Annotated in this window: 24 protein-coding genes and 1 tRNA gene; 16 read left to right on the top strand and 9 right to left on the bottom strand. The window is 61.2% G+C overall.

Annotation, left to right across the window (positions count from 1 at the left end; genetic code table 11):
• The first annotated feature begins 169 nt into the window (after window positions 1-169).
• From V5734_RS09255 to V5734_RS09225, 7 genes are all read left to right on the top strand, one after another.
• Window positions 170-841 (top strand): hypothetical protein, encoded by a 672-nt coding sequence (locus V5734_RS09255; RefSeq protein WP_347313212.1) that lies wholly within the window; start codon window positions 170-172, stop codon window positions 839-841.
• 579 nt (window positions 842-1,420) lie between these two features.
• Window positions 1,421-2,116, top strand: coding sequence for a hypothetical protein (locus V5734_RS09250; RefSeq protein WP_347313211.1), 696 nt, complete (start codon window positions 1,421-1,423; stop codon window positions 2,114-2,116).
• Complete coding sequence (locus tag V5734_RS09245; protein WP_347313210.1) at window positions 2,113-2,349, top strand: hypothetical protein; 237 nt, start codon at window positions 2,113-2,115, stop codon at window positions 2,347-2,349. The genes V5734_RS09250 and V5734_RS09245 overlap by 4 nt, the downstream gene beginning before the upstream one ends.
• The gene (locus V5734_RS09240) at window positions 2,336-2,536 is read left to right on the top strand and encodes a hypothetical protein (RefSeq protein WP_347313209.1); all 201 of its coding nucleotides are present in this window, start codon (window positions 2,336-2,338) and stop codon (window positions 2,534-2,536) included. Before V5734_RS09245 ends, V5734_RS09240 begins: the two co-directional genes overlap by 14 nt.
• Window positions 2,537-2,666: 130 nt before the next feature.
• A complete protein-coding gene (locus V5734_RS09235) occupies window positions 2,667-3,056 on the top strand; it encodes a hypothetical protein (RefSeq protein ID WP_347313208.1) in 390 nt (129 codons plus the stop codon).
• A 180-nt stretch (window positions 3,057-3,236) separates the two neighbouring features.
• Window positions 3,237-3,386 (top strand): hypothetical protein, encoded by a 150-nt coding sequence (locus V5734_RS09230; RefSeq protein ID WP_347313207.1) that lies wholly within the window; start codon window positions 3,237-3,239, stop codon window positions 3,384-3,386.
• Between the two features lie 45 nt (window positions 3,387-3,431).
• Entirely contained in the window at window positions 3,432-6,476 is a 3,045-nt protein-coding gene (locus V5734_RS09225; protein ID WP_347313206.1) for a DUF927 domain-containing protein, read from the top strand.
• A 401-nt stretch (window positions 6,477-6,877) separates the two neighbouring features.
• On the opposite strand, the gene V5734_RS09220 is transcribed toward V5734_RS09225, so the two are convergent.
• Window positions 6,878-7,537 carry a hypothetical protein gene (locus V5734_RS09220; protein WP_347313205.1) on the bottom strand — a complete coding sequence of 220 codons (660 nt, stop codon included), beginning with the start codon at window positions 7,535-7,537 and terminating at the stop codon, window positions 6,878-6,880.
• A gap of 10 nt (window positions 7,538-7,547) precedes the next feature.
• Window positions 7,548-8,732 (bottom strand): type I restriction enzyme HsdR N-terminal domain-containing protein, encoded by a 1,185-nt coding sequence (locus V5734_RS09215; RefSeq protein WP_347313204.1) that lies wholly within the window; start codon window positions 8,730-8,732, stop codon window positions 7,548-7,550.
• Between the two features lie 293 nt (window positions 8,733-9,025).
• Here V5734_RS09215 and V5734_RS09210 point away from each other — a divergent pair, with 293 nt between their 5' ends.
• Together V5734_RS09210 and V5734_RS09205 are read left to right on the top strand one after the other, a co-directional pair.
• On the top strand, window positions 9,026-9,718 hold the full coding sequence (locus tag V5734_RS09210; protein ID WP_347313203.1) for a recombinase family protein: 693 nt from the start codon (window positions 9,026-9,028) through the stop codon (window positions 9,716-9,718).
• A 545-nt stretch (window positions 9,719-10,263) separates the two neighbouring features.
• A complete protein-coding gene (locus tag V5734_RS09205; RefSeq protein ID WP_347313202.1) occupies window positions 10,264-13,044 on the top strand; it encodes a phage tail length tape measure family protein in 2,781 nt (926 codons plus the stop codon).
• 314 nt (window positions 13,045-13,358) lie between these two features.
• Here the strand turns inward: V5734_RS09205 and V5734_RS09200 are convergent.
• The 5 genes from V5734_RS09200 to V5734_RS09180 form a co-directional block, all read right to left on the bottom strand.
• A tRNA-Val gene (locus V5734_RS09200) sits at window positions 13,359-13,433 on the bottom strand.
• Window positions 13,434-13,452: 19 nt separating this feature from the next.
• Window positions 13,453-13,863 carry an HU family DNA-binding protein gene (locus V5734_RS09195; protein ID WP_347313201.1) on the bottom strand — a complete coding sequence of 137 codons (411 nt, stop codon included), beginning with the start codon at window positions 13,861-13,863 and terminating at the stop codon, window positions 13,453-13,455.
• A gap of 284 nt (window positions 13,864-14,147) precedes the next feature.
• Entirely contained in the window at window positions 14,148-16,556 is a 2,409-nt protein-coding gene (lon, locus tag V5734_RS09190) for an endopeptidase La (protein WP_347313200.1), read from the bottom strand.
• A gap of 284 nt (window positions 16,557-16,840) precedes the next feature.
• Complete coding sequence (locus V5734_RS09185; RefSeq protein WP_347313199.1) at window positions 16,841-17,443, bottom strand: acyl-homoserine-lactone synthase; 603 nt, start codon at window positions 17,441-17,443, stop codon at window positions 16,841-16,843.
• Between the two features lie 146 nt (window positions 17,444-17,589).
• On the bottom strand, window positions 17,590-18,198 hold the full coding sequence (locus V5734_RS09180; RefSeq protein WP_347313198.1) for an autoinducer binding domain-containing protein: 609 nt from the start codon (window positions 18,196-18,198) through the stop codon (window positions 17,590-17,592).
• A gap of 120 nt (window positions 18,199-18,318) precedes the next feature.
• Between V5734_RS09180 and V5734_RS09175 the strand changes: the two genes are divergently transcribed.
• Window positions 18,319-18,798 (top strand): autoinducer binding domain-containing protein, encoded by a 480-nt coding sequence (locus V5734_RS09175; protein WP_347313197.1) that lies wholly within the window; start codon window positions 18,319-18,321, stop codon window positions 18,796-18,798.
• 44 nt (window positions 18,799-18,842) lie between these two features.
• Here V5734_RS09175 and V5734_RS09170 read toward each other — a convergent pair whose 3' ends face one another.
• Entirely contained in the window at window positions 18,843-19,901 is a 1,059-nt protein-coding gene (locus V5734_RS09170) for an acyltransferase family protein (RefSeq protein ID WP_347313196.1), read from the bottom strand.
• 96 nt (window positions 19,902-19,997) lie between these two features.
• Window positions 19,998-21,128 (bottom strand): tRNA guanosine(34) transglycosylase Tgt, encoded by a 1,131-nt coding sequence (gene tgt / locus V5734_RS09165; RefSeq protein ID WP_347313195.1) that lies wholly within the window; start codon window positions 21,126-21,128, stop codon window positions 19,998-20,000.
• Window positions 21,129-21,308: 180 nt separating this feature from the next.
• On the opposite strand from tgt, the gene V5734_RS09160 reads away from it, so the two are divergent.
• Genes V5734_RS09160 through tpiA form a run of 6 tightly spaced genes read left to right on the top strand, consistent with a single transcriptional unit; the run spans window position 21,309 to window position 24,611 of the window.
• Window positions 21,309-21,674, top strand: coding sequence for an SUF system Fe-S cluster assembly protein (locus V5734_RS09160; RefSeq protein ID WP_347313194.1), 366 nt, complete (start codon window positions 21,309-21,311; stop codon window positions 21,672-21,674).
• A gap of 49 nt (window positions 21,675-21,723) precedes the next feature.
• A complete protein-coding gene (locus V5734_RS09155; protein WP_347313193.1) occupies window positions 21,724-22,416 on the top strand; it encodes a hypothetical protein in 693 nt (230 codons plus the stop codon).
• Window positions 22,413-23,132 carry a DUF3307 domain-containing protein gene (locus V5734_RS09150; RefSeq protein WP_347313192.1) on the top strand — a complete coding sequence of 240 codons (720 nt, stop codon included), beginning with the start codon at window positions 22,413-22,415 and terminating at the stop codon, window positions 23,130-23,132. Before V5734_RS09155 ends, V5734_RS09150 begins: the two co-directional genes overlap by 4 nt.
• A gap of 26 nt (window positions 23,133-23,158) precedes the next feature.
• Window positions 23,159-23,533: a HesB/IscA family protein gene (locus V5734_RS09145; protein WP_347313191.1), complete on the top strand. Its 375-nt coding sequence runs from the start codon at window positions 23,159-23,161 to the stop codon at window positions 23,531-23,533.
• Window positions 23,530-23,856, top strand: coding sequence for a TfoX/Sxy family protein (locus V5734_RS09140; protein WP_347313190.1), 327 nt, complete (start codon window positions 23,530-23,532; stop codon window positions 23,854-23,856). The genes V5734_RS09145 and V5734_RS09140 overlap by 4 nt, the downstream gene beginning before the upstream one ends.
• An 11-nt stretch (window positions 23,857-23,867) precedes the next feature.
• A complete protein-coding gene (gene tpiA, locus V5734_RS09135) occupies window positions 23,868-24,611 on the top strand; it encodes a triose-phosphate isomerase (RefSeq protein WP_347313189.1) in 744 nt (247 codons plus the stop codon).
• Window positions 24,612-24,615 lie beyond the last annotated feature (4 nt).

The raw sequence follows: 24,615 nt of genomic DNA, 5'->3' as shown, positions 1-24,615 counted from the left end.
CAAGCGCTCTGGTGACCAGTGCCCCTGAATGCCGGGTGGGTGTCACAGCCTTGAGCTACTGCCCGCGTTAGCGGGCCTTTTTGCTTATGGGGCAAATGATCGCGCGCGTTAGGGCGAATGATTGCGCGCGTTAGCGCGAATGACTTTCCGGCGAATGACTTTCCGGCGAATGCTTTACCGGGCTGCGGTTTCTTTAACTTCGGTCGGATTCCATAAAACCATTCGCCCGATACCTTTAAATTCGTGCACCGTTTTTCGCGATTCGTTGACTTTTGATTCGTTTTGGTGCATCTTATTCTCAGAAAGTCAAGCAAAAATACAGGCCCATATGTTAGAAGTTTCCACACGAGATATCATTGAATCGACAGGTTTAACGCCGCCGTCCGTTTCGCAGAAAATGGCCGGAATCCCGTGTCGTCGGGACGGTCCGAAGAAAATCTTTAATCTCGTTCTCGTCTTGCCCCTCATGTCCTCGCCGCGCCTTCGCCGGGCGGTGCCAGATTTGATCGCGACCGCGTCCAATGACGGTGATCCTTATTATGTTGGCCCGGCTGCCGAGGCCGTCCGGAATGGTAAAGCGCTCCATCGGTGGATGGATGAAAGGGCCAAGGATCGTATGGCGGACATTCGCACGCGCTTTGGCGAAGGACTCGGAAGGGCCTTCCCGGCGGGTGGGTTCTCTGGGTTCCTCGATGCGCTCCAATGGCAGCTCGTTTGTAATCCGACCGTCTATCGCGCCGCCATTCTCAATGACTTCCGCGAAATGCCCGAGGATTGGGCAGATTTCGCCGCCGCTTTTTCAATCGCTAACGCGACACATATTTACAATGAGGTAGTATAAATGTCTGACTCTTACGATCAATTCCGCGCACTCGTCTCATCCGATCCAAGACTAGCCTCCCGTTGGGAGGCTACGGTGGCCGAGGTGTCGGCGAGGATTGAGACCGAATTCGGGGTTACCGTAGCCGACCGGGACCAGCTCATTTCGCTCCCGTCCGTTAGACTCGCTGTTTTGACCGAGGATGCTCTTTCCGACCGGTGGAAGACGGAAGCTCAGGGCCTCGCTCCTGTGGCGCAGGCCCTCCGGGACCGCGAAGTTACAGCGGCGTATGAGGCCGCGCTCGCGGCGGAACAGGAACCTACCGACCGCCCCGGCTTTATGGGCGCGGTCAATGCACTAAACGAAGCCCGCCGCCACGGGAAGGCCGGGGGCGAGGCGCAGACGTCACGACCGCTGACACCTTCAGAGGAAGGTGCTGCCCTCGCGCGGGTGCTCAGTCAGCCCACGCCCGCTATGCGTATCGCAGCGGCGAGACGTGAAGGACTCGCCCGGTGATCGGCATATCAATCCACACGCGGAAGCGCCCCGCGCTTCCGCCGCCCCCACCAGCCCCATAAAAACGTAAGGACATTTTTCACCATGAGAACGGTTGGAGATATCACAAATTTTCTGCGTCGAGAATTTCCCGAAATTGTAAAATCTGGAAACGTGCTTGGCCTCTTTAAACACCTTCCGGACGCTAAATCGCTATTGGTTGAATCACCAAACGGCCCGCCGATCAAACTTCCGGACTCCGCAATTGGTCATTTCTCGTTCAAGCCGCAGCCCGATGTAATCGTTTCGTCCAAGGCGCTGGCAGCAATTGAATCAGCGCTGAATAATCGGCCCGAGGCCGAGCCGGTCAAGGCCGTAGCTTTTGGCGATCTGGCGACAGAAGCAACCGATACACTTTCGCACCCGCGCTTGCGTTTCAAAAGAAACGCAGACGGGACGCGAGTCCACACGCCAACTGGAACGATAATCAGCGGCCCGCAATACGACTCGCTAGTCGCACTTTTTGAAAGTGCCGAGAAACGGCGGAAAGAGCGCGGTACAATCGAGGATGAGCTTGAATTTCAGCTATTCAAGAACAGAAAAACGTTTGCCGAGCTATTTGAAAAACAGACTGACGGCAGTTACCTATTCCGGCCTTGGGCGGGCGATGTAACTGCGATTATTCCGTATCAGAAATGGGGCAAGCTCCGTAAAGAATATGAGGCCCACCCGATGCGCGATGACGATAAGAAGACCGCGCATTTGCGTTGGCTCGCATCGCAACAGGATGACGCAGCATGAGCTTAGGGGGAAATCTGGCGACGTTGAAAAATCTACACGGCGCCTATGACCTGTCGGACGGGCCAATCCCGCCTTATTCGCAAAAACGGAAGGGTGAGGCCGAAAAGTGGAAAAAGGCGTGGGAAATAAGAAATAACTGGACAGACGCCGAATTTGAAGCGGAAAAGCGCCGACTCGCCGAAGAGATCGAGGCCATGAAGATAAAGAAAGGTATTATAGATGACGAAGACTAAAGCGCCACCACAGCCCACCCGTATGGAACGCATCCAAGCCCGCCAAATGCGGAGGGCCGAACTATGGGCCGAGCACATCGCTAAACATCGGTCGCGGAATTACGATCCTTTCCACGATCTCGCCGGACTGGAAAATTACATTCGCGAGACGCTCGACGAAGAGTTTCCCGATCTCATCAAGCGCTAAAACAGATAGTCGCGCCGCGTTCTAGGAGGGGGCGAGGCGCGACCGGGCGGCGGGAAAATCTCCGGCCCGCCGCCCATCTTTTTAACTCCACTCACCAACATTTACCAATTGATATACAGGACTAACGACAATGACTTATGCTGACCTACTTTCCCGCGTCGAAAAAGGCAAACTTTACTCGAAATCGCTTGAAGCGCTTGGAATTAATGGAGCGCCGAAGGACTGGCGCGAGCGGATGATTGAATCTAGCTTGTATGGCTATATCTACTGGGAGCCCACAGAGTACGCGGACGCGGTCCGTTACGCGGACATGATCTTGACCGAAATCCTTGATGCGGGCGGGCGAATGGAAGCGTTCGCAGTCAGTCTCCACGATACCGCCAAGCTGGTGAAGGCCGAGGGTGGCGACATGCAAGACGCCACAAATGCGCTGGCGCTTCTGGGCGCAACGGCGCTCCAATTCGATCCGCTGATTTACTCGAACGGCGGCGGGGTTAACTCCGTCACCCGGCTGGCCTGAGGGCTTTGTTACAGCCGGTAACGCGCATACCGCTTCAAGCGGAAAACAAACTCCGCTTGAAGCAAATCCCACCCCAGAAAGTGCGCTTTAAGCGGACTATTCTGTAATGAAAACAGTTACTTGACTCCCGAAGCTTACGCTTCATATGATCCGGCGAGGATCAAAGTGAAGGAGTCTGACATGAACGTAACCGCTATGACCGCCGTGCCTGTGGCGCTGGATTCCGAAGACGCCCGCCTTGGCGAGTTGACGATACAGGACCCGGCCCCTTGGCAAGCGATCAAAGATGTAACTGAAGAGTTGGCCCAAATTTGTGAGGGGCCGAGTTGAGGCAAGGCGGGCAAGTGCCCGCCGCACAATGGAAAAACGGACGAGATGAATACTTCTGAAAAGTTTAACAGCGCCGATCTTATCGAGACGCCAATTAATGACGCCACCGTGACGGGCGAAGAATCCGCAGACTGGCGTACCCTTCTAGATCGGCAGATGACGTTCCTATTGCCGGTCAACAGGAACAAAGACGCCGAGCAAAAGACGTGGAAGAACGCGACCGCCCGTTTCGAGGATTGGCTTAAAGGCGATTTGACAATGCATGTTGAACGCCCCCGGAAAGGTTACTTCCCGATGGTCTTCGGGGCCTCTGCCGGGACCAAGCGCGCCGCCAATGCCATGAAAAGTGTCGAGTGCCTGACGCTCGATATCGACAGCGGCGACAGCTACGGAAAGGCGTTGGGCCGCGTGGCGGGGCTGGGACTCGCCTGTATTGGTTACACGTCCTTTAACAATGGCACAGAGCGGTCTTATCTGGACCGCGATGCCGTTATGAAGGGCCGCGACACGGACCCGACCGACGCGGAAATCCGCGAATTCATGACCGCTTCCGGGAAATATACGCCCGAACATATCGCGACCGTGGAAATCGAGGCGCAGGCGGAGCATACCGAAGACGGAGTCAAGATCGTCTTGCGTCACGCGCCCTTGGAAAAGTGGCGGCTGATCTTCCCGCTGGCAGAGACTGTGACAATCACGGCCCTTGCCCCACGCCACAAGGCGGCGCTCGACGTCTTCAAGCGCAGAATGAGGGGGCTTGCCCAGCTCATTGGCGTACGCGCCGACGAGTCCTGTTTTGACGTATCGCGGGCCTTCTATCTGCCCTCACACCCAAAGGGTTCCGAATGGGCGCTGGACGTGATCCGGGGGCGTGGCCTGACCTTCGAAGAACTGCCGGAGGCATCCGGGAAGAACGCTTTCGAGATCGCCGGGGGCGATGCAGGCAAACGCGTTGAAGCGCCGTCAGGCGCGAGCTTGAAGGCGTGGGCGACAGAGTACGCCCGGCGCTTCGAAATCGAGACGCTGTTAGAAGGCAGCGCATATGACCGGGGGCGCGGAATGGGCGTCCTAGTCGTCGAATGCCCGTTTGATCACGCCCACGGCAACGCCGGGGACGCCGACGACTCCGCCTGCCACGTCCGGAACGGGGACGGCGACACAGGATTCAGTTGGGCCTGTAAGCACGACTCTTGCCGCGAAAAGGACCGGCTGGACATGCTGGCCGAGGCCTTGGCGGCGGGATGGTTCGATGAATCCGACATCCGCGACGATGCCTATTTGGTGCCCCTCAGTGACCAAGAACTAGCCGAGATCGAAGCCGCGAAAGTTGCGCCTTTCGAGCCGGTCGCGGATTGGCTGCCGAACGCTTACAAGATGAAGGCGGGCACCATCTATCTAGCCGATGAAGAGGGCGACGTGCCGTTGTGCCAAGCTTTCGACGTGGTTGGACGCGCGTCCAATCTCGCCGGGGACGCAGGCGCGGGGCGGATCATTCATTTCGAAAATGAGAACGGAGCCCCCGTCGAAATCACGCTATCCATGGCGGACCTCATCCGCGACGGCGGCGGGGGCGTGCTTGAAGTCTTGGCGGATGCTGGGATGCGTCTGTATGTCGGAGGTAAGAAGAGCCGGGACGCGGTCCTTAACCTCTTTCGCCAGATCGCGCCAAAGCGCCAGATTGCGACCGTACCGCGCCCGGGATGGGTCCGCGACCGGGGCGGTAACATTGCCGGGTATCTCTGCCCTACCGGCGAATACATCGCCGTTGCCGGGGCCATACCGTATCGGCTTAGCACTGCCGCAACCGTCAAGGATCGGCAGCCCATGGGAACGCTGGCAGGTTGGCAGGCTGCCGCTGACGCGGCCTTTGCCCCTATCGGAGACGCGGCCCCCAACTTCTTCTGGATTGTCGGCCTGTCCGCCGCCTTCGCCGGCCCGCTTCTGTCCCTCGCCGGTATGGACGCGTGCGGTTTCAATTTCTCGGGCGAAAGCTCCAAGGGTAAGACCCTGGCACTGATCTTGGGCACAACGGCATGGACAACGCCCCGCGACAAAAAGGGCGTACTCTTCACCATGAATGCCACGTCAAACGCTCTGGAAGACCTCGCCGCGATAGGCTCAGAATCCTTCCTCGCCCTTGACGAGCTGGGCGCGATGCAACGCCCGCAAGACTTGGCCTCAATCCTCTTCGGCCTTTCCACGGGCGCGGGAAAATCCCGGAAGGCGGGGCGCGGGGCTGGCCTTGCCGATGACGCAGAATTCCAGAGTTTTGCCGTGATGACGAATGAGCGGAGCTTGCGAGCCCTGATCACGGGCGCGGGCGGAGACTATAAGACGGGGATAAGTGCCCGCTTTCCTGATCTTGATGTTACGGCGGGGGCGCGCGTTAGCGCGGACGTCATCAAGAGGATGGAATCCGCGAAAAGCAACTTCGGACATGCCGGGCCGGAATTCGTCCGTTGGCTCATCCGGGAAAATTGGCATGTCAGGGGGCATGATTTGCGCAAACGCATTGATGAGGCAGCGACCGCGTTAGCGGGCGACGTTAACCCGGCACAGGCGCGCGCGGCAAAGGTGTTTGGCTTGGTCCAGATCGCGGGCGAGCTGGCATGTGAGGCCGGAATCCTTTCCGACAGCGCCAAGGTCAAAGCCGCAGTTGTGACCGCTTGGGAGACGTTCAAGGCCTCTGACGAAGGCAAGGCGACCGAAGGCGAAACTAGCCTGTTGGAAGGCTTCCGGTCTTGGCTTATGCGCGCAATCGGTCGGGAAGTCATCGCCACCGAAGATCGGGAAGACCCCCGCTTCCGTGACGTTGTCGGCTGGTACACGGACACGCAATTTATCCTTGATTGGCACAGCATTACGGACGTGAAGCGGCTGGGTCTGAACGGGACGCGGGCGGGGCTAGTGAAGGCCCTTGAAACCTGTGGAGCGCTCGAAAAGAGCGGCAAGAACAATGCGCACAACAAGCTGCCGCCCGAGGTGGGCGGCGGAGAGGTGCGCAACATTCGCTTGCACCGCGACAAGCTGGGATTGCCCCCGGACAGACGGCAGAATGCATATTCGGAGGGTGGAAAGGGGGCGCGTTAGCGCCCCCTTCCTCTTTTCGGGCGGACAGGGCGGACAAGGGCGGACGGGCGGATTTCGAAATCCGCCCGGTTTCAGCCTTATAAATAAGGGTCGGGCGGACAGGGCGGACAGGGCGGACACGAAAACAGGCAAATAGTTTTTTGCGCGGGGATACTCGCGTGAAGAGGCCGTTACCTTCGTTTAGGAGAACTATATAATTTCAGTCCGCCCTGTCCGCCCTGTCCGCCCGGCCTTATAAATAAGGGGTTTTTGGGGCGGATTTCGAAATCCGCCCGTCCGCCCTGTCCGCCCGGCCTTATAAATAAGGGGTTTTCGCGCATGCGCACGCCCAGATAAGCCTTTGACTGCCCCAACGAACCGGCAGTTCGCCAAATTCATTCAAGTGTATCGAAGTTCGTCACCTACTCCAACGGGGACAACGTATCCGGGTTCTGTTTCAAGTCCGCCCGCATCTTGAAGTTAGTAGCGAACCAAGAATCGTCACCTCGCGCGTAATAGCAGTTTCGTGTCTCTCGGGTTTGAAGGAGTATCCAAGGATAACTACCTTGGACGCCCTCTTCGGCAAGTAGGACCGTGAAAGCATCTCCTCTGAACGGTTCGCCGAAAACCTGCACCATGCTAGGCCCAAGTTCCTTGTTCGCCCACGCCCGCACGGCGACACTGCCTAGCGGTCCGTCTGCCTCGTCATTGCAGCGACGTTTGGACGAACCCGGCAGACCAAATTCCGCATCAAATCCCGGTATGGCGTGGAGGCTTTCAAGGACTTCCAATGATCTACCCGCCCCTGCCAGACAATAAGTCAGGCTCTCTTTCTGGCGTTCGATGAGCCGCCAAGAAGCTGTATTATTATTCGGGCCTCCGTCTCGCTTCGCTTCAAAGGCAACAAATAGGACGTAGCGAGTTTCCCCTTCCGCCTTGAGTGAAATCGCTGTCACGCCTTCGTCAGGTAGACCCTGCAACGCGAAGTTCATAGCTTCGACAGCTTCAAAGCAAGGCCCAGCGACGGCTGCGGTGCCTAGGAGTGCAGCACAGCTTGCCGAGAGAAGTATTTCCCGGACCATCTGAATGCTCCTATTCACTCAAACGAAGCACGAAGGTTCCGATAAAATCTAACTCCATCTTCATATTGTCAACCATCGGCACGTCGAGCCAATAATCGGCCACCGCGGCATATTCCCCGAGTATCGCGTCGCCATCTTTGTGCATCCGTGCCGTGATAAACATATCGCCCTTGACGTTTGTGTCCATTGGCACGGCGTCCCCAAAGAGTGGGGGAACCATAGTGCCCTTTTCCAATGAGAAGTCTGCGGTGGACTCAAAAATCGTAGGATCATCAGGGGAGGTTGAAATGAACTGGGTATTTGTGGCGAACGCCATCCGATCAATTCCGAGTAACTTCATTGCGGCGAGATTATTTTTTGTTACTCCTACAAAGCTTACTTCCGCAACAATCCTCCCGTCAGCCTCGCGTTTTGACAACCCTTCTCCAACCCGAAGTTGAAACTCCTTTTGCATCATTGCAAGCTGGCCGTCCACTTCGGCGATCTGTGGCACCGATGCTTTCAATGCCTCAGTACAGTCCTTTTCGTCGATGAGTATCCGAAACGCCCAATCCTTCATTGCGTACTCGCCGGAATGAATTTTAACCGACGAGCCCAACCCATCACAAAGTTTTAGACCCTTGTCGTAATTCACCCGGCAGTTCTTTTCGAGGTTGGCAGGCGAAAGGACGTTCTCCAGCTCGTGAAACCTCGCATCCAGTTCATCTATTTTAAGAAGGATGATTGGCGTTGCCTGACCTCCTGATAGGGTTTCATAGACCGCTACTTGTGCCCCGTCACTTAAAACAAAGTAGTTTGCCCCTACCTGAGAGTGCGCGGCGTACGAATGCGCTTGTTCGACATCTTTCTCTGTAAGACCCACGGTCGCCGCTTTCGCTTCGACGACAAAGCTGCCACGCCTACCTTTGAGACCAGCCCGATAATCCGGAAACCCTAGCGGTAGGTCCTTCTTCTTGCTTGTGTGCCCGATGAAAAAATACGGATAGTCGAGCTTCTCTTCGAGCTTAAGATAAACATCGTCTCCACCGGGGTAGCCCAATTTTCGTAGTAGTGGATCGAGCACATGGAAGCGAACCTCGGCTTCGTTGAAAGATGAAACATCCTCTAGGACTTGCGGAGTAATGATTGTCATGCTGCTCGAATTCACTGAACCTATCGTTGCAGCAACTATACCGGTCACCAGACGCTTGTTCAACAAACGTTCTTCCGGACTTGGATGATAGTATCTGCACGACTGCGCGCGTGAGGCATAATAGCGGCAACGGCAGAAAACATGCATCCGGCGGCCCCCGACCGAGCGGAAAGCAACTCACGAAATGTTACACTGTAACGCTAAATAATCACACAAATAGACTCGGAAAAGCCCGCTAACGCGGACTCAAATCGCTGATTCGACTCGTTTTTTCACCGATTCCCCCTTGAACAAATCGTTATCTACCCTCAGATAGATAACGTGAGACGGCACTAAGTAATTGAAAGGGTGTAGAAATGGCCTCTAAGAAGATTCCCGCTTTCGCGTATTTGCGGACCTCATCGGCTACAAACGTGGGCGCGGACAAGGACTCCGATAAGCGCCAGCTCCGCGCTATCGAAGCCTTCGCCCGGGCGCGCGGATTCGAGATCGTCGGAAGCTTTTATGATGCTGCCGTTTCGGGCGCGGACCCTATCGACACCCGCCCGGGCATGCTGGCCCTGCTAGACGCGGTCTTATCAAATGGCACGCGCACCATCCTTGTTGAATCCCCGGACCGGTTCGCGCGTGACGCTATCGTGCAAGAGCTGGGCCACCGCATGCTTAAGGAACGCGGAGTCGATCTGATACCGACCACCGCGCCGGATTACTTCCTACACGATACGCCCACCACCACCCTAGTACGCACCATCCTAGGGGCCGTCAGCGCCTTCGATAGGCAACAGACCGTGGCCAAGCTCAAAGGGGCTAGGGACCGCCGCAGTGCCGAGCTGGGCCGCCGTGTCGAGGGCCGTAAGCCTGTCCCCGCTGACGCGGTGGAGCTGGCAAAGCGCCTGTACAGGAAGAGCCCGAAGACCGGCACACGCCGCAGCCTGCGCCAGATCGCGGCAGAGCTGGCAGAGGCTGGCCACACGTCTAATGGCACCGTCTACAACGCCAACAGCGTGCGCCAGATGCTGACGAAGGCAGGCGTGTACAGGGCCAGCTAGGCCGCTGCGCCCGCCGCCGCGTCAGCGGCTTAGCCTAATCCACCAAACCACCACCCGGGCCGCGCCGCTAACGCGGCCTTTATCGTCTCAGCCTGTCCGCTGCGCCCGTCTTACCACATCGCCTGACGCATCGTTTTTCCTGTGTCAGGACGGGCCCGGGGCGCGTCTTGGTGTGGTGCCGGTCCGGGGATTCAGTTGGTGGATTGGTGATGGTGGCCCGCGTAGCGGGGACGGATTCAGCGTCTTTCTGGTGTGGCGTCAGACTGCGTCAGATGGGCGCTGAAAGGGTGTTGCGGATGGGTAGGGCGTGCCCCGTTAGGGGCCTCAGACGCCGTAAAAAGGGCCTCGGGGGGCTCCATGACGGTATATACCCCGGGGACCTGAAAGGCGCTCAGTCACTGCGTCGAAATACCGGAGCAACCGCCGGTTCTAGTGGCCAAAAAATGCACCCGGGGACCCGCCCGGGCAGACCCACCCCCACCCATTCCAACAGTATCCGCCCACATTTTTCCGGCAGAATCTGGAAAAAAAGTTACACACCGAACGTGACCCATTTTGACGGAGAAATTTTGCGCCCGGCCCGTGTCGTGGTAATGTGGGCTTACCAGCCGAAGATAGGCGCGGGCGGAGGTTTTTGTCCCTTTTCCCCCACCGCCCGCGCCTTTCCCCCGCTGGCCCTACCCGACATTTTGACCCACTCCGCGCGACCGACCGCGCAATCTTCGTCTGTTACCATGTCCGAAATTCACGATATTCGACTAAAAATCGATGCCTCTGCCGCGCGGCAGGGCTCGAAAGAATTCACGTCCGCGATTGCCGCGATCAAGCGCGCCGTAAAAGACCTTGAACGCGACTCCGCTGGTGCATTTACCGCCCTGTCCAAGTCCCCCAAGCCCGACCTCACGGGAATTAAGGCGACCACCAACGCCACCGATGGGCTATCCCGTTCGCAGCAACACGCGGCGGATATGTTCAAGCGCTTGCAGATCGCATCTCAAACGGCCCTCAGGACGTCGCAGAATGACGTTTCGCGCCTGTCCGCGTCCATGGCCATGATCGGCGACAATAGCGGTCTAGCAGAGCTTGAAGGGGCCCTAACACGCCTTCAGGGACGATTGGCAACCGCCACGAACACGACCGACATCCGCTCGGCCCGGGCCGACTTCAAAGACCTTGCAGACGAGGTGAAACGCACTCAGCTTGCCGCCGTCTCGACGGGAAAAGCTATGCAGGGCATGGGCGCAAATGCCCGCGTTTCCGGCTTTCAAACGGCATACATGGCCAGCCAATTTAACGATATCGCTGTAATGATGGCAGCGGGGCAAAACCCGCTCCAATTGGCCCTTCAACAGGGCACGCAGGTCAGTCAGATGCTCAACGGTCTCGGGACGCGCGCGGCAATTCTCCGCACGCTTAGCGCGGGCTTCATGAGCATGATCAATCCAGTTTCGCTGGTGACCATTGGCGTGATCGCCCTTGGCGCGGCCCTGTTTCAGGCCCTCACCGGGGCAGACGATGAAGTCAAATCGTTTGCCGACGCGCTAGGCGATGCGAACAACCATATTTCGGCGCTTCGCTCCGCTTCCACCAATGCCCGGAATGGTATCGGTGACATGGTGGACGGTTACGGGCGGTTGAACGCCGAATTGGATAAGCATCTAGACCGGCTTGTGCGGGTCGAGAAATTCCGGGCCATGGGCACAAACCGGGACATGGTCCAGAGCATACAGGACTCGATTCCTGACGGGTGGCTTACAACCGCAAGCGACGGGCTGAAAGAGATCACGGGGGGCACATACGACGCCGTCCGCCAGATCGAAGACCTAATGACTCAGGTTAAGAACGCGACGACGTTTGAAGACCAGAGCGCCGCCTTGACCCGCCTCCGCCAACGCTTTGAAGAGGTTTCGGGGGGCTTCGACAATGGCTCCGACTCCGCCAAGGATATGCTCGCCCAGATCATTGAAGCGGAAGACGCGAGCATTCGGCTAGCGCGAAGCCAAGACGACACGTCCACCGCCACGGACCGGTCAAGCAAGGCGGCAAATGCCCTCGCAATCGAGATCGGGACCGGGGCAGATGAAGCCGCGCGCTTGCTGGCCACGGTCGCGAACATGCCTTCGGCTTTCGGGGCTTTGCAGCGCTCTATCGGGCAACAGATTTCAGACATGGAGCGCGCGAACGCATCCCTACGACTCCAGATCGGCGGGGGCTATGCCGCTGCGGCTGCGGATCGTCAGGTTCAACTTGATGACTTCATCGCAGCCGGGGCGAAGTCGGGCAACCTCAACCTTGACGAGGTGGCAAAGCGCGCGGGCGATATCGCCCGGTTGAACGAATTGGCCAAAGAAGGCGCGGCGCTTCAAAAGAAGCTTTCGGACTCGATGAAGTCGGACCGATCCGGGGGCGGCAAAGGCCGTCAATCTGACCTCCAAAAATACAACGAGTCCTTGAAGGACACGTTGCAGAATCTCCGGGCTCAGGAGCTGGCACACAAGGCAATCGCGGACTCAACGTTCCAATCTGCCGAGGCCTCGAAACTGTACGGCGAAGCGGCGGTCCTGATGGGCGGGCAGGTAGACGCCGCGACTATGGCGATACTCCGCCAAATCGACGCCCAGACGCGCGCGAACCGGGAAGCGGCAGCGGCAAACGATCCTGTGAAGGCGTTTCTAGAGTCCGTGCCCACGTATCAGGAAGCGGCAAACACGATCAAAAGCACGGCGATTGACGGGCTCAAAAACAGCTTCGAAGAGCTATTCAAAACGGGCGAGTTTGGCGCGAAGTCGTTCGCGGATTCGATGGTCAGCGCACTAGCATCCGTCCTAGCCGATCAAACGACCAAGGCGTTCCTCCAACTCTTTGGGTTTGATGGCTCCGGTTCTGGTGTCGGAGGTGGTATCCTGAATTTCCTCTTCCCGGCCCATTCGGAAGGCGGTTTCAGTGATCGCCCGGCAATGTCGTCAGCTCACGCAACTATGGCGGCGTTTTCGCACGCCCCACACTTCGCCCAAGGCACCGCTAACACGTCCGGCATTCCTTCCATCTTGCACCCGAATGAAGCGGTCATTCCGCTTAGCAAGGGCCGCAAGGTCCCGGTTGAAATGAACGGCGGAGACGCGGCAAACGGAAATGCCGCGCCCGTCATCAACATGGGACCGATTACAGCGAACGTCACGGTTGAGGGCTCCAGCGGGGACCCCGCCGCAGACCAGAAACACGGCGGGCAGGTGGCCAAGGCCGTGGTGGATCAATTGCGGGCGATGGTTCAGGAGCAAATCGCACATGCTGCCCGGTACGGCGGAACGCTGAACCCACGCGGTTAAAGAATTGGGTGCGGGCGCGGATGAGTGGCCCACCCCCACCCAGCGCGGTCCGGCTTCAAAGAGGGGTCTTTAGCCGGGCCGCGTATCAATCGGCGGAACTCTGGCCCGCCGCACTTGGGGCGTTCGTGGTACCTCACGCGAACGCCCCTTCTTTTTGCCCAGCCGCTAACGCGGCCCACCCAAACCCCCAAAACCCGCCCCATACCGAATCCAGTCCCCTACCCTCCCCGAGTTACCATACATTATTGGGGGTAGTTACCATACATTCTGGACCGTCCGATCCCGTAAGTGCTTGATTTTAAAGGGAAAAATCGTGGTGGGTGATGAGGGATTTGAACCCCCGACATCTTCGATGTGAACGAAGCGCTCTACCACTGAGCTAATCACCCGTCGGCGGGCTACCTAGCGCTATTCGCCGGCCTCTTCAAGAGCTTCGTTCCCGCCCTGCGCGGCTTGGCCGCCCTGTCCCCCGCGACGGAGCCGGACAATGAGCACTTCGCCCGTTGCGAGGTCTTTCTGCCGGTTGACCCGGGCCTTTCCGAAGGGCGGCAGCGCCAGAGCCTCGCCGGCGGAGAGCGCGTTGCCGAGGATGTCGAGAACCGCCTCGGTGATCAGCCTGACATCGCCCGCCTTCGCCCCGGTGGCGGCCGCCACCCGCTTGAAAAGGTCTTTCTTCCGCAGAACCTGCGCCTGCACCGCTGGCTCGGCGTCTGCCGACACCGGATCGGGCGGTGCTGCCTTCGTCGGCTGCGCCGGCGTCTGCGCTGCGCGACGCGGCGCCTTTGCGCGCGATGCGGTCTTGGCCTTCTTCGCCGTCATTGCCGAGCCGTCCCGTCCGGAAGTTCACCGCAGACTACAGATATATCATCGACAATCCAGCTGGTCCGCTGGGGGCGAGGCGCAGTTTGCCCAAGGTGATCTCCCGCCCTTCCCTGCACATGATTACCCGCGGCACCGCCTGCAACCCGACATGACTTCGGGCGGGCGCCGGCCTGTCCCCGCCGGGAATTGCGGCATTCACGGTGTCCGGTGCCTTCGAGCGGGCCGAACGAACGAGGGCGCGACATTCGCCGCGCCCTGCCCCTGTCATACGGCCCTATCGGTCAGTGCGCCGTCGCCGATGCCCCGTCGCCCTTCTCGGCGAGCGCGGCCTTCGCGGCGGCCTCTTCCGCCTCCGCGTCCCACTGGATCGGCTCCGGCATCTTGACGAGCGCCAGCTTCAGCACATCCCGAACATGGCTGACCGGGATGATCTTCAGCCCCGCCTTCACATTGTCCGGGATTTCCGGCAGGTCCTTGGCGTTCTCCTCGGGGATCAGCACCGTCTTGATGCCGCCCCTGAGCGCCGCCAGAAGCTTCTCCTTCAACCCGCCGATGGCCAGCACGTTGCCGCGCAGCGTCACCTCGCCCGTCATGGCGATGTCCTTCCTGACCGGGATCTGCGTCAGGACCGAGACGATGGAGGTCACCATCGCCACGCCTGCGCTCGGCCCGTCCTTGGGCGTCGCACCTTCCGGCACGTGAACGTGAATATCGATCTTCTCGAAGACCGGGGGCTTCACCCCGATCTCCGGGCTGATCGCCCGGACGAAGGAGGACGCGGCCTCGATCGATTCCTTCATCACGTCGCCGAGCTTGCCGGTCGTCTTCATCCGCCCCTTGCCGGGCAGTTTCAGCGCCTCGATCGACAGAAGGTCGCCGCCGACGGAGGTCCAGGCGAGGCCGGTGACGACGCCGATCTGGTCTTCCTTCTCGGCCAGCCCGTAGCGGAACCGCTTCACCCCAAGGAAGTCCTCGAGATTGTCGGGCGTCACCTCGACGCTGGTCACGTCCTTGCGGACGATCCTGGTCAGCGCCTTGCGCGTCAGCTTGGAGATCTCGCGTTCGAGGTTCCGCACCCCCGCCTCGCGGGTATAGGTGCGGATCATCTCCTGCAACGCCGCATCCGTCAGCTTGAACTCGGCCTTCTTCAGCCCGTGGTTCTTGACCTGCTTCGGGATGAGATGCTGTTTCGCGATCTCGCGCTTCTCGTCTTCGGTGTAGCCGGCCAGCGGGATGATCTCCATCCGGTCCAGAAGTGGCGACGGCATGTTGTAGCTGTTCGCCGTGGTCAGGAACATCACGTTCGAGAGGTCGTATTCGACCTCGAGATAGTGATCGATGAAGGTCGCGTTCTGTTCGGGATCGAGCACCTCGAGCATTGCCGAAGCCGGGTCGCCGCGGAAATCCTGGCCCATCTTGTCGATTTCATCGAGCAGGATGAGCGGATTCGTCGTCTTCGCCTTCTTCAGCGCCTGGATGATCTTGCCGGGCATGGAGCCGATATAGGTCCGCCGGTGGCCGCGGATCTCCGACTCGTCCCGAACGCCGCCGAGCGAGATGCGGATGAACTCGCGTCCCGTCGCCCTGGCGACCGACTTGCCGAGCGAGGTCTTGCCGACGCCCGGAGGGCCGACGAGGCAGAGGATCGGCCCCTTCATCTTCTGGCTGCGCTGCTGCACGGCCAGATATTCGACAATCCGCTCCTTGACTTTTTCCAGACCATAGTGATCGTTATCAAGGACTTCCTGGGCTTTCCTCAGATCCTTCTTGACCCGGGACTTCACGCCCCAGGGCAGGCTCAGCAGCCAGTCGAGGTAATTGCGCACCACCGTCGCCTCGGCCGACATCGGCGACATCGACTTGAGCTTTTTCAACTCCGCCTCGGCCTTGTCGCGCGCCTCCTTGGAGAACCTGGTCCTGGCGATCTTCTCGGCCAGTTCGTTGACCTCGTTCTGGCCGTCCTCGCCGTCGCCCAGCTCCTTCTGAATGGCCTTCATCTGCTCATTCAGATAGTATTCGCGCTGGGTGCGCTCCATCTGCGTCTTGACGCGGGACTTGATCTTCTTCTCGACCTGAAGGACCGACATCTCGCCCTGCATCAGGCCGTAGACCTTCTCGAGCCGTTCGGCGACGTCGAGCGTTTCCAGAAGCTCCTGCTTCTGGTTCACCTCGATCCCGAGATGGCCCGAGACGAGGTCGGCGAGCTTCGCGGGCTCGCGGCTTTCGGCCACGGCCGAAAGCGCCTCTTCCGGCACGTTCTTCTTGATCTTGGCATAGCGCTCGAATTCCTCGGCGACCGAGCGCAATAGCGCCTCGACCGTGGCCGGATCGCCGGGCATTTCGGTCAGCGGTTCGCATTCCGCCTCAAAATAGGCGTCGTTCTCGATGAACTCGACGATGCGCACGCGACTCTTGCCCTCGACAAGCACTTTCACGGTGCCATCGGGCAGTTTCAGAAGCTGAAGCACATTCGCAAGGACGCCAGCCTTGTAGATCCCGTCGGTCGAGGGATCGTCCTGGGTCGGGTCGATCTGCGACGACAGAAGGATCTGCTTGTCCTCGCGCATCACCTCTTCCAGCGCCCGGACCGATCTTTCGCGGCCCACGAAAAGCGGCACGATCATATGCGGGAACACCACGATGTCGCGCAGCGGCAACACGGGGAAGCTGGGGGAAAGTCTTTCGTTCATTCGCGTATCCTGTTCTCGGCTAAAGGACACCGGCCCCGATCGTCGGCGGCACCCGGCCCTTTCCGTTCCGCGCTCTATCTATGCAAGCCACGCCCCCGCTTCAACCGGTCGGGCGGACACGCCCTCACACAATGCCGTTGCGCGGCCGCGAGGGCAAGGATGCAAACGCTCGACCTGCGCTCAGACGGCATCGCTCCGCCCGTTCCGCTGACGAGGTCCGATCCACCGCCCAGACCATCGCCGCCCGGCCTCCGCGCCGGGCGGCGGGTCCGTCGCTCATCGGATCATTCGGCGGCGATGGCGGGACGCAGCTTGTCGGCGGGCATGCTGAGCACCGCGTAGCTGCGTCCGTCCTGGGTGTAGGGCTGGCCGATCCGGTCGCACGCCCAGCCGAGCTGCCGCAGCGCTCTGAGAAGCGGCAGCCGCGTGAGCGAGATCAGTTCCGACGCACCCTGGGACCGCGCCATGTCCGCCAGACCGTCGACGATCAGCGACAGGCACTCCGCGCGCTCTTCGGCCGCGCCGATGTCCTCGGCCATGACGAGCCGCGAACATTCCCAGACAAGCGGTGTCCGGATCGGCCCGTCGATCACGCTTTTCGGGATCGTCGGCAGCTTGCCCTCCAGCACGTCGTTCAGCATGCAACCCGCGCCGTTCCACTCGGCCACGGTCGACAGAGCGCGGGCGCCGCCGATCACCCGACCGTCGCGGACGACGAGCGAATAATGGGTCATCGGGTTGTCGTACTGGTCCATCTCGACGAAATCGTTGTGCGGGATCTCCCAGCCGAGTTCATCGACGAAGACGCGCTTGCGCATTCTCAGGTAGTCGTAGAAGGCCGCGCCGTGCTGGTGCATGTTGAGCAGGTCGAAAGTGATGTTTTCCATGATATGCCCCTCCTGATAGGCAGGGCGATTAGAGCATCAACCTGAAACGGGAAAAATCCTAATCGGCGAGTCTAAGCCATAGTTTCGCCATATAAGTGTGTGGTGCGCCTTCCGCGCCGCGCGCGCCGGTCCTCCAGGGGAAACCCTCAGATCAACGCGTAGCCCACGGCGATCGACACGGCCTGACTGATCGTCTTCGCGGCGAGCTTGAGTTTCGCGTTCTTCAGGCGCTGCTTGATCGCGCCTTCCGACACGCCGAGGTCGCTCGCGATCTCTTTCAGCAAGAGCCCGTCACGCACCATTCGGAGCGCTTCGAGTTCGGCCTCCGTCAGGTTCGTGGGCGGCGCCGTCGCCTCGTGCAGGCGCCGCAGCTTATGGGAGAGAAGTTCGATCTCCTCATCCGTGAATTCCCGGTCCGACCGCGCGAAGGAACCGAAACTGCGCTGGCCTTCCGTCCCGGTCGACGCGCAGGAAATCGCGACACCGAATTTCAGCCCGTGCCACGCGGCCTCAGTGAAGATCCCGCGCGGATCCGGCAGCGCGATGTCGCTCCAGCGGATCGCGCCGGAATTGGCATAAAGCCACTGCATGACCGGATCGTGGAGCATATAGCCGCGCTGGGTATAATACTCGACCCAGGCGTCCGGCAGAGCGTTCGTCTCGGCGATCGGAAATGCGAACCCAACGCGAAGCGCGATATAGTAGCCAGCCGGTGCAATGTAGGAAAACTCGCGCCCGGTCGCGGCGTGTTCCATGCTATCTTCATCCCGTTCGCGTGCAGGCGGGTCAATTTCGGACGACCCAGAGTTGTGGCGGCTGTCAGGATATGCCACGGATTGCCGGGCGAAGGAAGACTATGGGACGCGAGGAACGCCATGGACAGTGAAGATCGGATCAGCGCCCTTCTGGCCCGCCTGCATCAGGCAAGCCCCGCGGGATTCGCGATTGCGCTCCATGTCCGCTTCACATCGCCGAAATACCTCTTCCAGTCCTATGCCAAGGACTGGCTCGATACCTATTCGCGCGAAGGGCTTGTCCTCAACGATCCGGTCGTGCGCTGGGGCTTTGAGAACGAGGGAACGATCCGCTGGAGCGAACTCGACGACCCCGCCGCCGTCATGGCGCGCGCGCGGGAGTACGGGCTGAAATACGGCGCCGTGATCGCACTGACGCGCAACGGGAAGCGCAGCATGGCCGGCTTTTCGCGTTCCGACCGCGAACCGACGGATGCGGAGATCGGCAGGCTGAAGGCGGATCTGACAGAGTTGCACGATCTCACCGAAAACGTCGAGGCGCTGTCGCCATCGGTGCACATGACGCTCAAGCAGATGTCGATCTACCTGACGCACGGATAAGGCGCTTCTGTGTGCAGGGTCTTCGACCGGGTGTTCCGCGGCACCTATTGCCGGGAAACGGATCGCGACCGCCTCCGCCGGCGCAGCCAGCCCATCAGCGGCCGCTCGAAGACGTAGTGAACGGCAAACCCGGCGGCCAGCGACACGATCACCAGCGCCACGACCCGCAAAACGCCGGCCGGAAAATTGCCGCCATGCGGGCCGAGCCATGAAGCCGCGTGCCAAATGACCAGCGTGTGAACCAGATAAAGCGCGTACGAGCTGTCTCCAAGCCATGCCCATGTCCTCACGAAGCGCGGAACGCGCCCTTGTGCCTCGGCGAGCGCCGCCGCCACGACGAGCATGATCGACGGCAGCCCGAGCGTCAGGGTCGGCGGGACGCCCTGATGATGCGGGATGGGTGCGACGGCAAACCCCAGTATCGCGATCGCGAAAGGAATGACGGCGGGCACGCGTGCCAGGGCGCGCGACAGGGCGCCGCCGGCCGCACCGGCATCGCGAAGTATCCAGTGCGCGAACAGGACGCCCGAAAGGAAGATCAGCAGTTGGGGATTGGTCGCTAGGCCCAGGAACGGGTTCACGCCGGCCAGAACCGTGCTTGCCGCCACGGACGCGAGGAAGAAGATCGTCAGGGCCGCGACCGCCGTGACGGCAGGCAGCCACAGCAAAAGCGCGAACACCGCGTAGAAGTAGAGCTCATAGGCCAGCGTCCATCCGGGCGTGATGATGCCGGCCGCATAGCCGGGCAGAAGCAAGAGCGCGGGAGCGACACGCAAGGCATCCTCCGGCCAGCCGACCAGGTAGAGCGGTGGGAACGCCAGGAAAAGCAAGGCAACGAACCAGTAGACCGGATAGATGCGCAGGGCCCTTCGCGCGATGAAGGCCGCCGGCGCGCCGGGATTCCCGAATTCCCGTGCCGAGCTGAAGCGCATTACCAAGCCGCTGATCGCAAAGAAGACCGGAACGCCTGCCGCCCCGATCCATGCAAGGTCCAGAAACCATTGCGGAAAACTGCCGCCAACTTTCGACGCCGCCGACTGCGCATGGTAAACCGTCACCATGAGCGCTGCCACGAAACGAAGAAACTGGATCGAAGCGAGCATCTATATCCTTCGTATCAATGGTCTTCGGGATATCAGAACCTTGGTCTCGCGCAAAGCGAAACGGCGCCCGCCCATTCCGGTCGAACGGCAGCGCGGCTACAGCGGCTCGATATCGCCCGCCGCGCGGGTCGCGTGGAAGTCGGCGATGAAGGCGGCGAGCCGTCCCTCCGTGATCGCGTCGCGCAGGCCCTGCATAAGCTCCTGATAGTAATGCAGGTTGTGCCAGGTCAGCAGCATCGACGCGATGATCTCTCCCGACCGGAAGACGTGATGCAGATAGGCCCGGCTATACTTCCGGCAGGCCGGGCAGGTGCAGGTCGCGTCGAGGGGGCGCGGATCGTCCATGTGGCGGGCATTCTTGATGTTGACCTGACCGGCCCGGGTCCAGGCCTGCCCGGTGCGGCCCGAGCGCGACGGCAGCACGCAGTCCATCATGTCGATGCCACGTTCCACCGCGCCGACGATGTCGTCGGGCTTGCCGACCCCCATGAGATAGCGGGGCTTGTCCTCGGGCAGGAAGCCCGGCGCGTAGTCGAGGACCGAGAACATCGCCTCCTGCCCCTCGCCCACCGCGAGGCCGCCCACGGCATAGCCGTCGAATCCGATGGTCTTCAGCGCTTCGGCGCTCTCTTCGCGCAACGCGCGCGTCACCCCGCCCTGCATGATCCCGAAAAGCGCGTATCCCGGCCGGTCGCCGAAGGCGTCGCGTGACCTTTGCGCCCAGCGCATCGACAGCCGCATGGACGTCGCGACCTCCTCCTCGGTCGCGGGCAAGGCCGGGCATTCATCGAAACACATCACGATATCGGAGCCGAGAAGGCGCTGGATCTCGATCGAGCGCTCGGGGCTGAGCATGTGCTTGGAGCCGTCGATATGGGAGGAGAACCGCACGCCCTCTTCAGTGAGCTTGCGCAGGGCGGCCAGGCTCATCACCTGGAAACCGCCCGAATCGGTCAGGATCGGCCGGTCCCAGTTCATGAAGCGGTGCAGCCCGCCGAGCCGCGCGATCCGTTCCGCGGTCGGGCGCAGCATCAGGTGATAGGTGTTGCCAAGCAGGATATCGGCGCCGGTCGCGCGCACGGATTCGGGCAGCATCGCCTTCACGGTGCCTGCCGTGCCGACCGGCATGAAGGCGGGCGTGCGGATGTCGCCGCGCGGGGTGCGGATGGTCCCGGTCCGGGCGCGGCCGTCGGTTGCGGCGACGTCGAAGGAAAAGCGTGTGGTCATGAGGGCCGCTCTTATCCGGTCGCACACGGCTTTTGAAGGGCCGTGATCCGGCGGAGTGCCCGCACATGCGGGCGCAAGTCTTTTCTTGCGCGCCCGGCGCGAACGGGGGCGGATGCGGGCAGTCTTTACGCCCCCCGCGCAATTCCCTATATATTCACTCAACAACTGAGCGAGACACAGATGACCGCCGACTCCACCGCCCCGGTCGAGGGCACGCCGCTGATCAAGCCATCGACAACAGACCACCCGCTTTACGAGCGGATCGTGGAGGCCTGCCGTACGGTCTATGACCCTGAAATTCCGGTCAATATCTTTGACCTCGGCCTGATCTACACGATCGACATCTCGCCCGAGAACGAGGTGGGAATCGTCATGACCCTGACCGCGCCGGGCTGCCCGGTCGCGGGCGAGATGCCGGGCTGGGTCGCCGACGCGGTGGAACCGCTGGACGGCGTGAAGCAGGTCGATGTCCAGATGACGTTCGAGCCGCAATGGGGCATGGACATGATGTCCGACGAGGCGCGGCTTGAGCTTGGCTTCATGTAGGCAAGCCAATATGGTTGCTTTTTAAATAGAAAGTCATATGATTTGCTTCATGGAAAGCAATCCAAATGACTTGACGGCATATGACAAGGTGGTCGCGGTCCTGACCGGCGATCTCGTTGCCTCGCAGAAGCATGACACGGCCGAGATCGAGGCGGCGATGGGCCGCATAGCGGCAACGGCGCGCACGCTCTCCGACATGATCGATGCCGAGACCCGTTTCACCCGCTTCCGTGGCGACGGCTGGCAGATCGTTCTCGGACGCGCGGGTTGGGCCCTGCGCGCCGCACTGATCATCATCGCCGACCTCAAAGCCGGGAACCACCAGATCGAAACCCGCATCTCGGTCGGCGTCGGCCCCTGGGACAACCTCGGAACGGCCAACTTGTCGGATGCTTCGGGACCGGCCTTCTTCGTCTCTGGCAGCCAACTGGACGCTATGCCGAAGCACCGGCGTCTCGCCATCGCCGGGGGCCGTGACAAGGCCGTTCACGGAGTCGCCGACCGCGACTGGCAGGCGGCCTTCTTCGACATGGCCGAATGGATCGCCAACCGCCTGACGCAACCGCAGGCCGAGGCGATGGCGATGGCGCTTCGGGACGACTGGAAGACGCAGGACGAACTGGCGCAGCGCCTCGGCATCACGCGCCAAGCGATGCAGGCGCGATTGACGGGTGCCGGCTTTCAGGCGATGGAGAACGCGATCCACGCAATGCAGAAGTACGAGTGGGATCCGGCGCCATGATCGAAACCTTCGCCGCGCTCCTGCTTGCCCACGCGCTCGCCGATTTCGTCTTCCAGACCGGCTGGATCGCCGCGAACAAGCGGCGGTTTCCGGCCCTTCTTCTGCACGGAGCGATCGTGCTGGCAGCGGCGCAGGCCGCGACCGGCCGGATCGACTCGTGGGAAGTCCTGGCGCTTGCGGTCGTCCACATTGCCATCGACGCGGCGAAGGCCCGCATCGCCGCCCCCAGTCTCGCGGCCTTCCTCGCGGACCAGGGCGCGCATCTTCTCAGCCTCGCCGTCCTCGCCTGGTTCCGGCCCGATCTGGTGGACGGCGGCATCTGGGCGGGCGTACCGGCGGCACCGGCGCTCATGGCCTATCTCGCCGGCGCCATCCTGACCGTGCGGGCGGGCGGATTCGCGGTCGGGTTCCTGATGCTCGACTATCAGCCCGACGACCTGCCGAAAGGGCTGCCGAACGGCGGCCGCATGATCGGCAACCTCGAACGGGCGTTGATCTTCCTGTTCGTCCTCGTCGGACAACCCGCAGGCATCGGCTTCCTGATCGCCGCCAAGTCGGTGCTGCGTTTCGATACCGCCTCGAAGAACCAGCATGCCAGCGAATACGTGATCATCGGCACGCTGGCCTCCTTCGGATGGGCGCTGGCGGCCGCCTATGCGACGCTCTGGCTCGCCGCAGCGCTGCCCCCCATTGAGATCGGAGCGCCCGCGCCTTAGATTGGGGGCAGGAAACGGAGACATCCATGTTCGGCATTCCCGGCAAATCCCCGGTGACGATCACCCCCCGCGCGGTGGCGCAGATCACCCGCCTGATGGCCAAGGACGGCGCCTACGGGCTGAAAGTCGGCGTCAAGAAGGGCGGGTGCGCGGGCATGGAATACACGATGGAATTCGCCGCCGAGCCCGGCCCGATGGACGAGGTCGTCGAGCAGGACGGCGCGCGGGTGATGATCGCGCCGATGGCGCAGATGTTCCTCTTCGGCACCGAGATCGACTACGAGACATCGCTCCTCGAATCCGGCTTCAAGTTCAACAACCCCAATGTCTCCGAGGCCTGCGGCTGCGGCGAGTCGATCAAGTTCAAGGACATGCCCGACGCCGGCGCCCCGCGCGGATGAGCGTCTCGGACGCCGATATCGCCTTCGCGCTTGAGCTTTTCGACGATCTCGGCCCCCTCTCCACCCGCAAGATGATGGGCGGGCTTTGCCTCTACCGCGACGGCACGATCTTCTCGATCCTGCATACCGACGGCTCTATCTGGCTGAAGGGCGCCGGCGCTTTCGCGAAACGGATGACCGAAGAGGGATGGGACCGCTGGACCTATTCCCGCGATGGCGGCAAGACCACGGCCATGCCGTATTGGCGGCTGCCGCATGCCGCGCTTGACGATCCCGCGCTCGCCTGCAAACTCGCCGGGCAGGCATTGGACGAATTGCGGTGAGGGAGGCGATCATGCGGCGGAAACTGGCGGCCGGGAACTGGAAGATGAACGGCACGACGGCGAACCTCGCCGAGATCGAGGCGTTGGCGGCCGCCCATCCCGCGCCGCGCTGCGACGTCCTGATCTGCCCGCCGGCGACGCTGGTCGCGCAGATGGCCTGGAAGGCCGGCAAGGGGCCGGTCGCGGTGGGTGGGCAGGATTGCCACCCCGAGGTCTCCGGCGCCCATACCGGCGACGTCTCGGCGGCGATGCTCGCAGATGCCGGTGCGCGTTACGTCATCGTCGGCCATTCCGAACGCCGCGCCGATCACGGGGAGACGGACGCCCTCGTCCGGGCCAAAGCCGAGGCCGCCCATGCCGCCGGCCTCGTCGCGATCGTCTGCGTCGGCGAGACCGAGACCCAGCGCGACGCGGGCGAAACGCTCGATGTCATCGGCGCCCAGCTCGAAGGCTCGGTCCCGGCCGGCGCGACCTCCGCCAATACCGTCATCGCCTACGAGCCGGTCTGGGCCATCGGAACCGGACGCACACCGACCCTCGACCAGATCGCGGAGGTGCACGACTTCCTGCGCGCCGGACTCGCCAAGCGCTTCGCCGATGCCGGTGACATGCGCCTCCTCTACGGCGGTTCGGTCAAGCCCTCGAACGCAAGCGAGATCTTCGCGACCTCGAATGTCGACGGTGCCCTCGTCGGCGGCGCGAGCCTCAAGGCCGCCGATTTCGGCGCGATCGTCGCGGCGCTCGACGCCAGCTGACATT

Origin of the sequence: Defluviimonas sp. SAOS-178_SWC, from assembly GCF_039830135.1 — a bacterium.
GTDB lineage: Bacteria > Pseudomonadota > Alphaproteobacteria > Rhodobacterales > Rhodobacteraceae > Albidovulum.
Note: the sequence above shows the minus strand (reverse complement) of the source record. Positions and strands in the feature narration are given on the sequence as shown.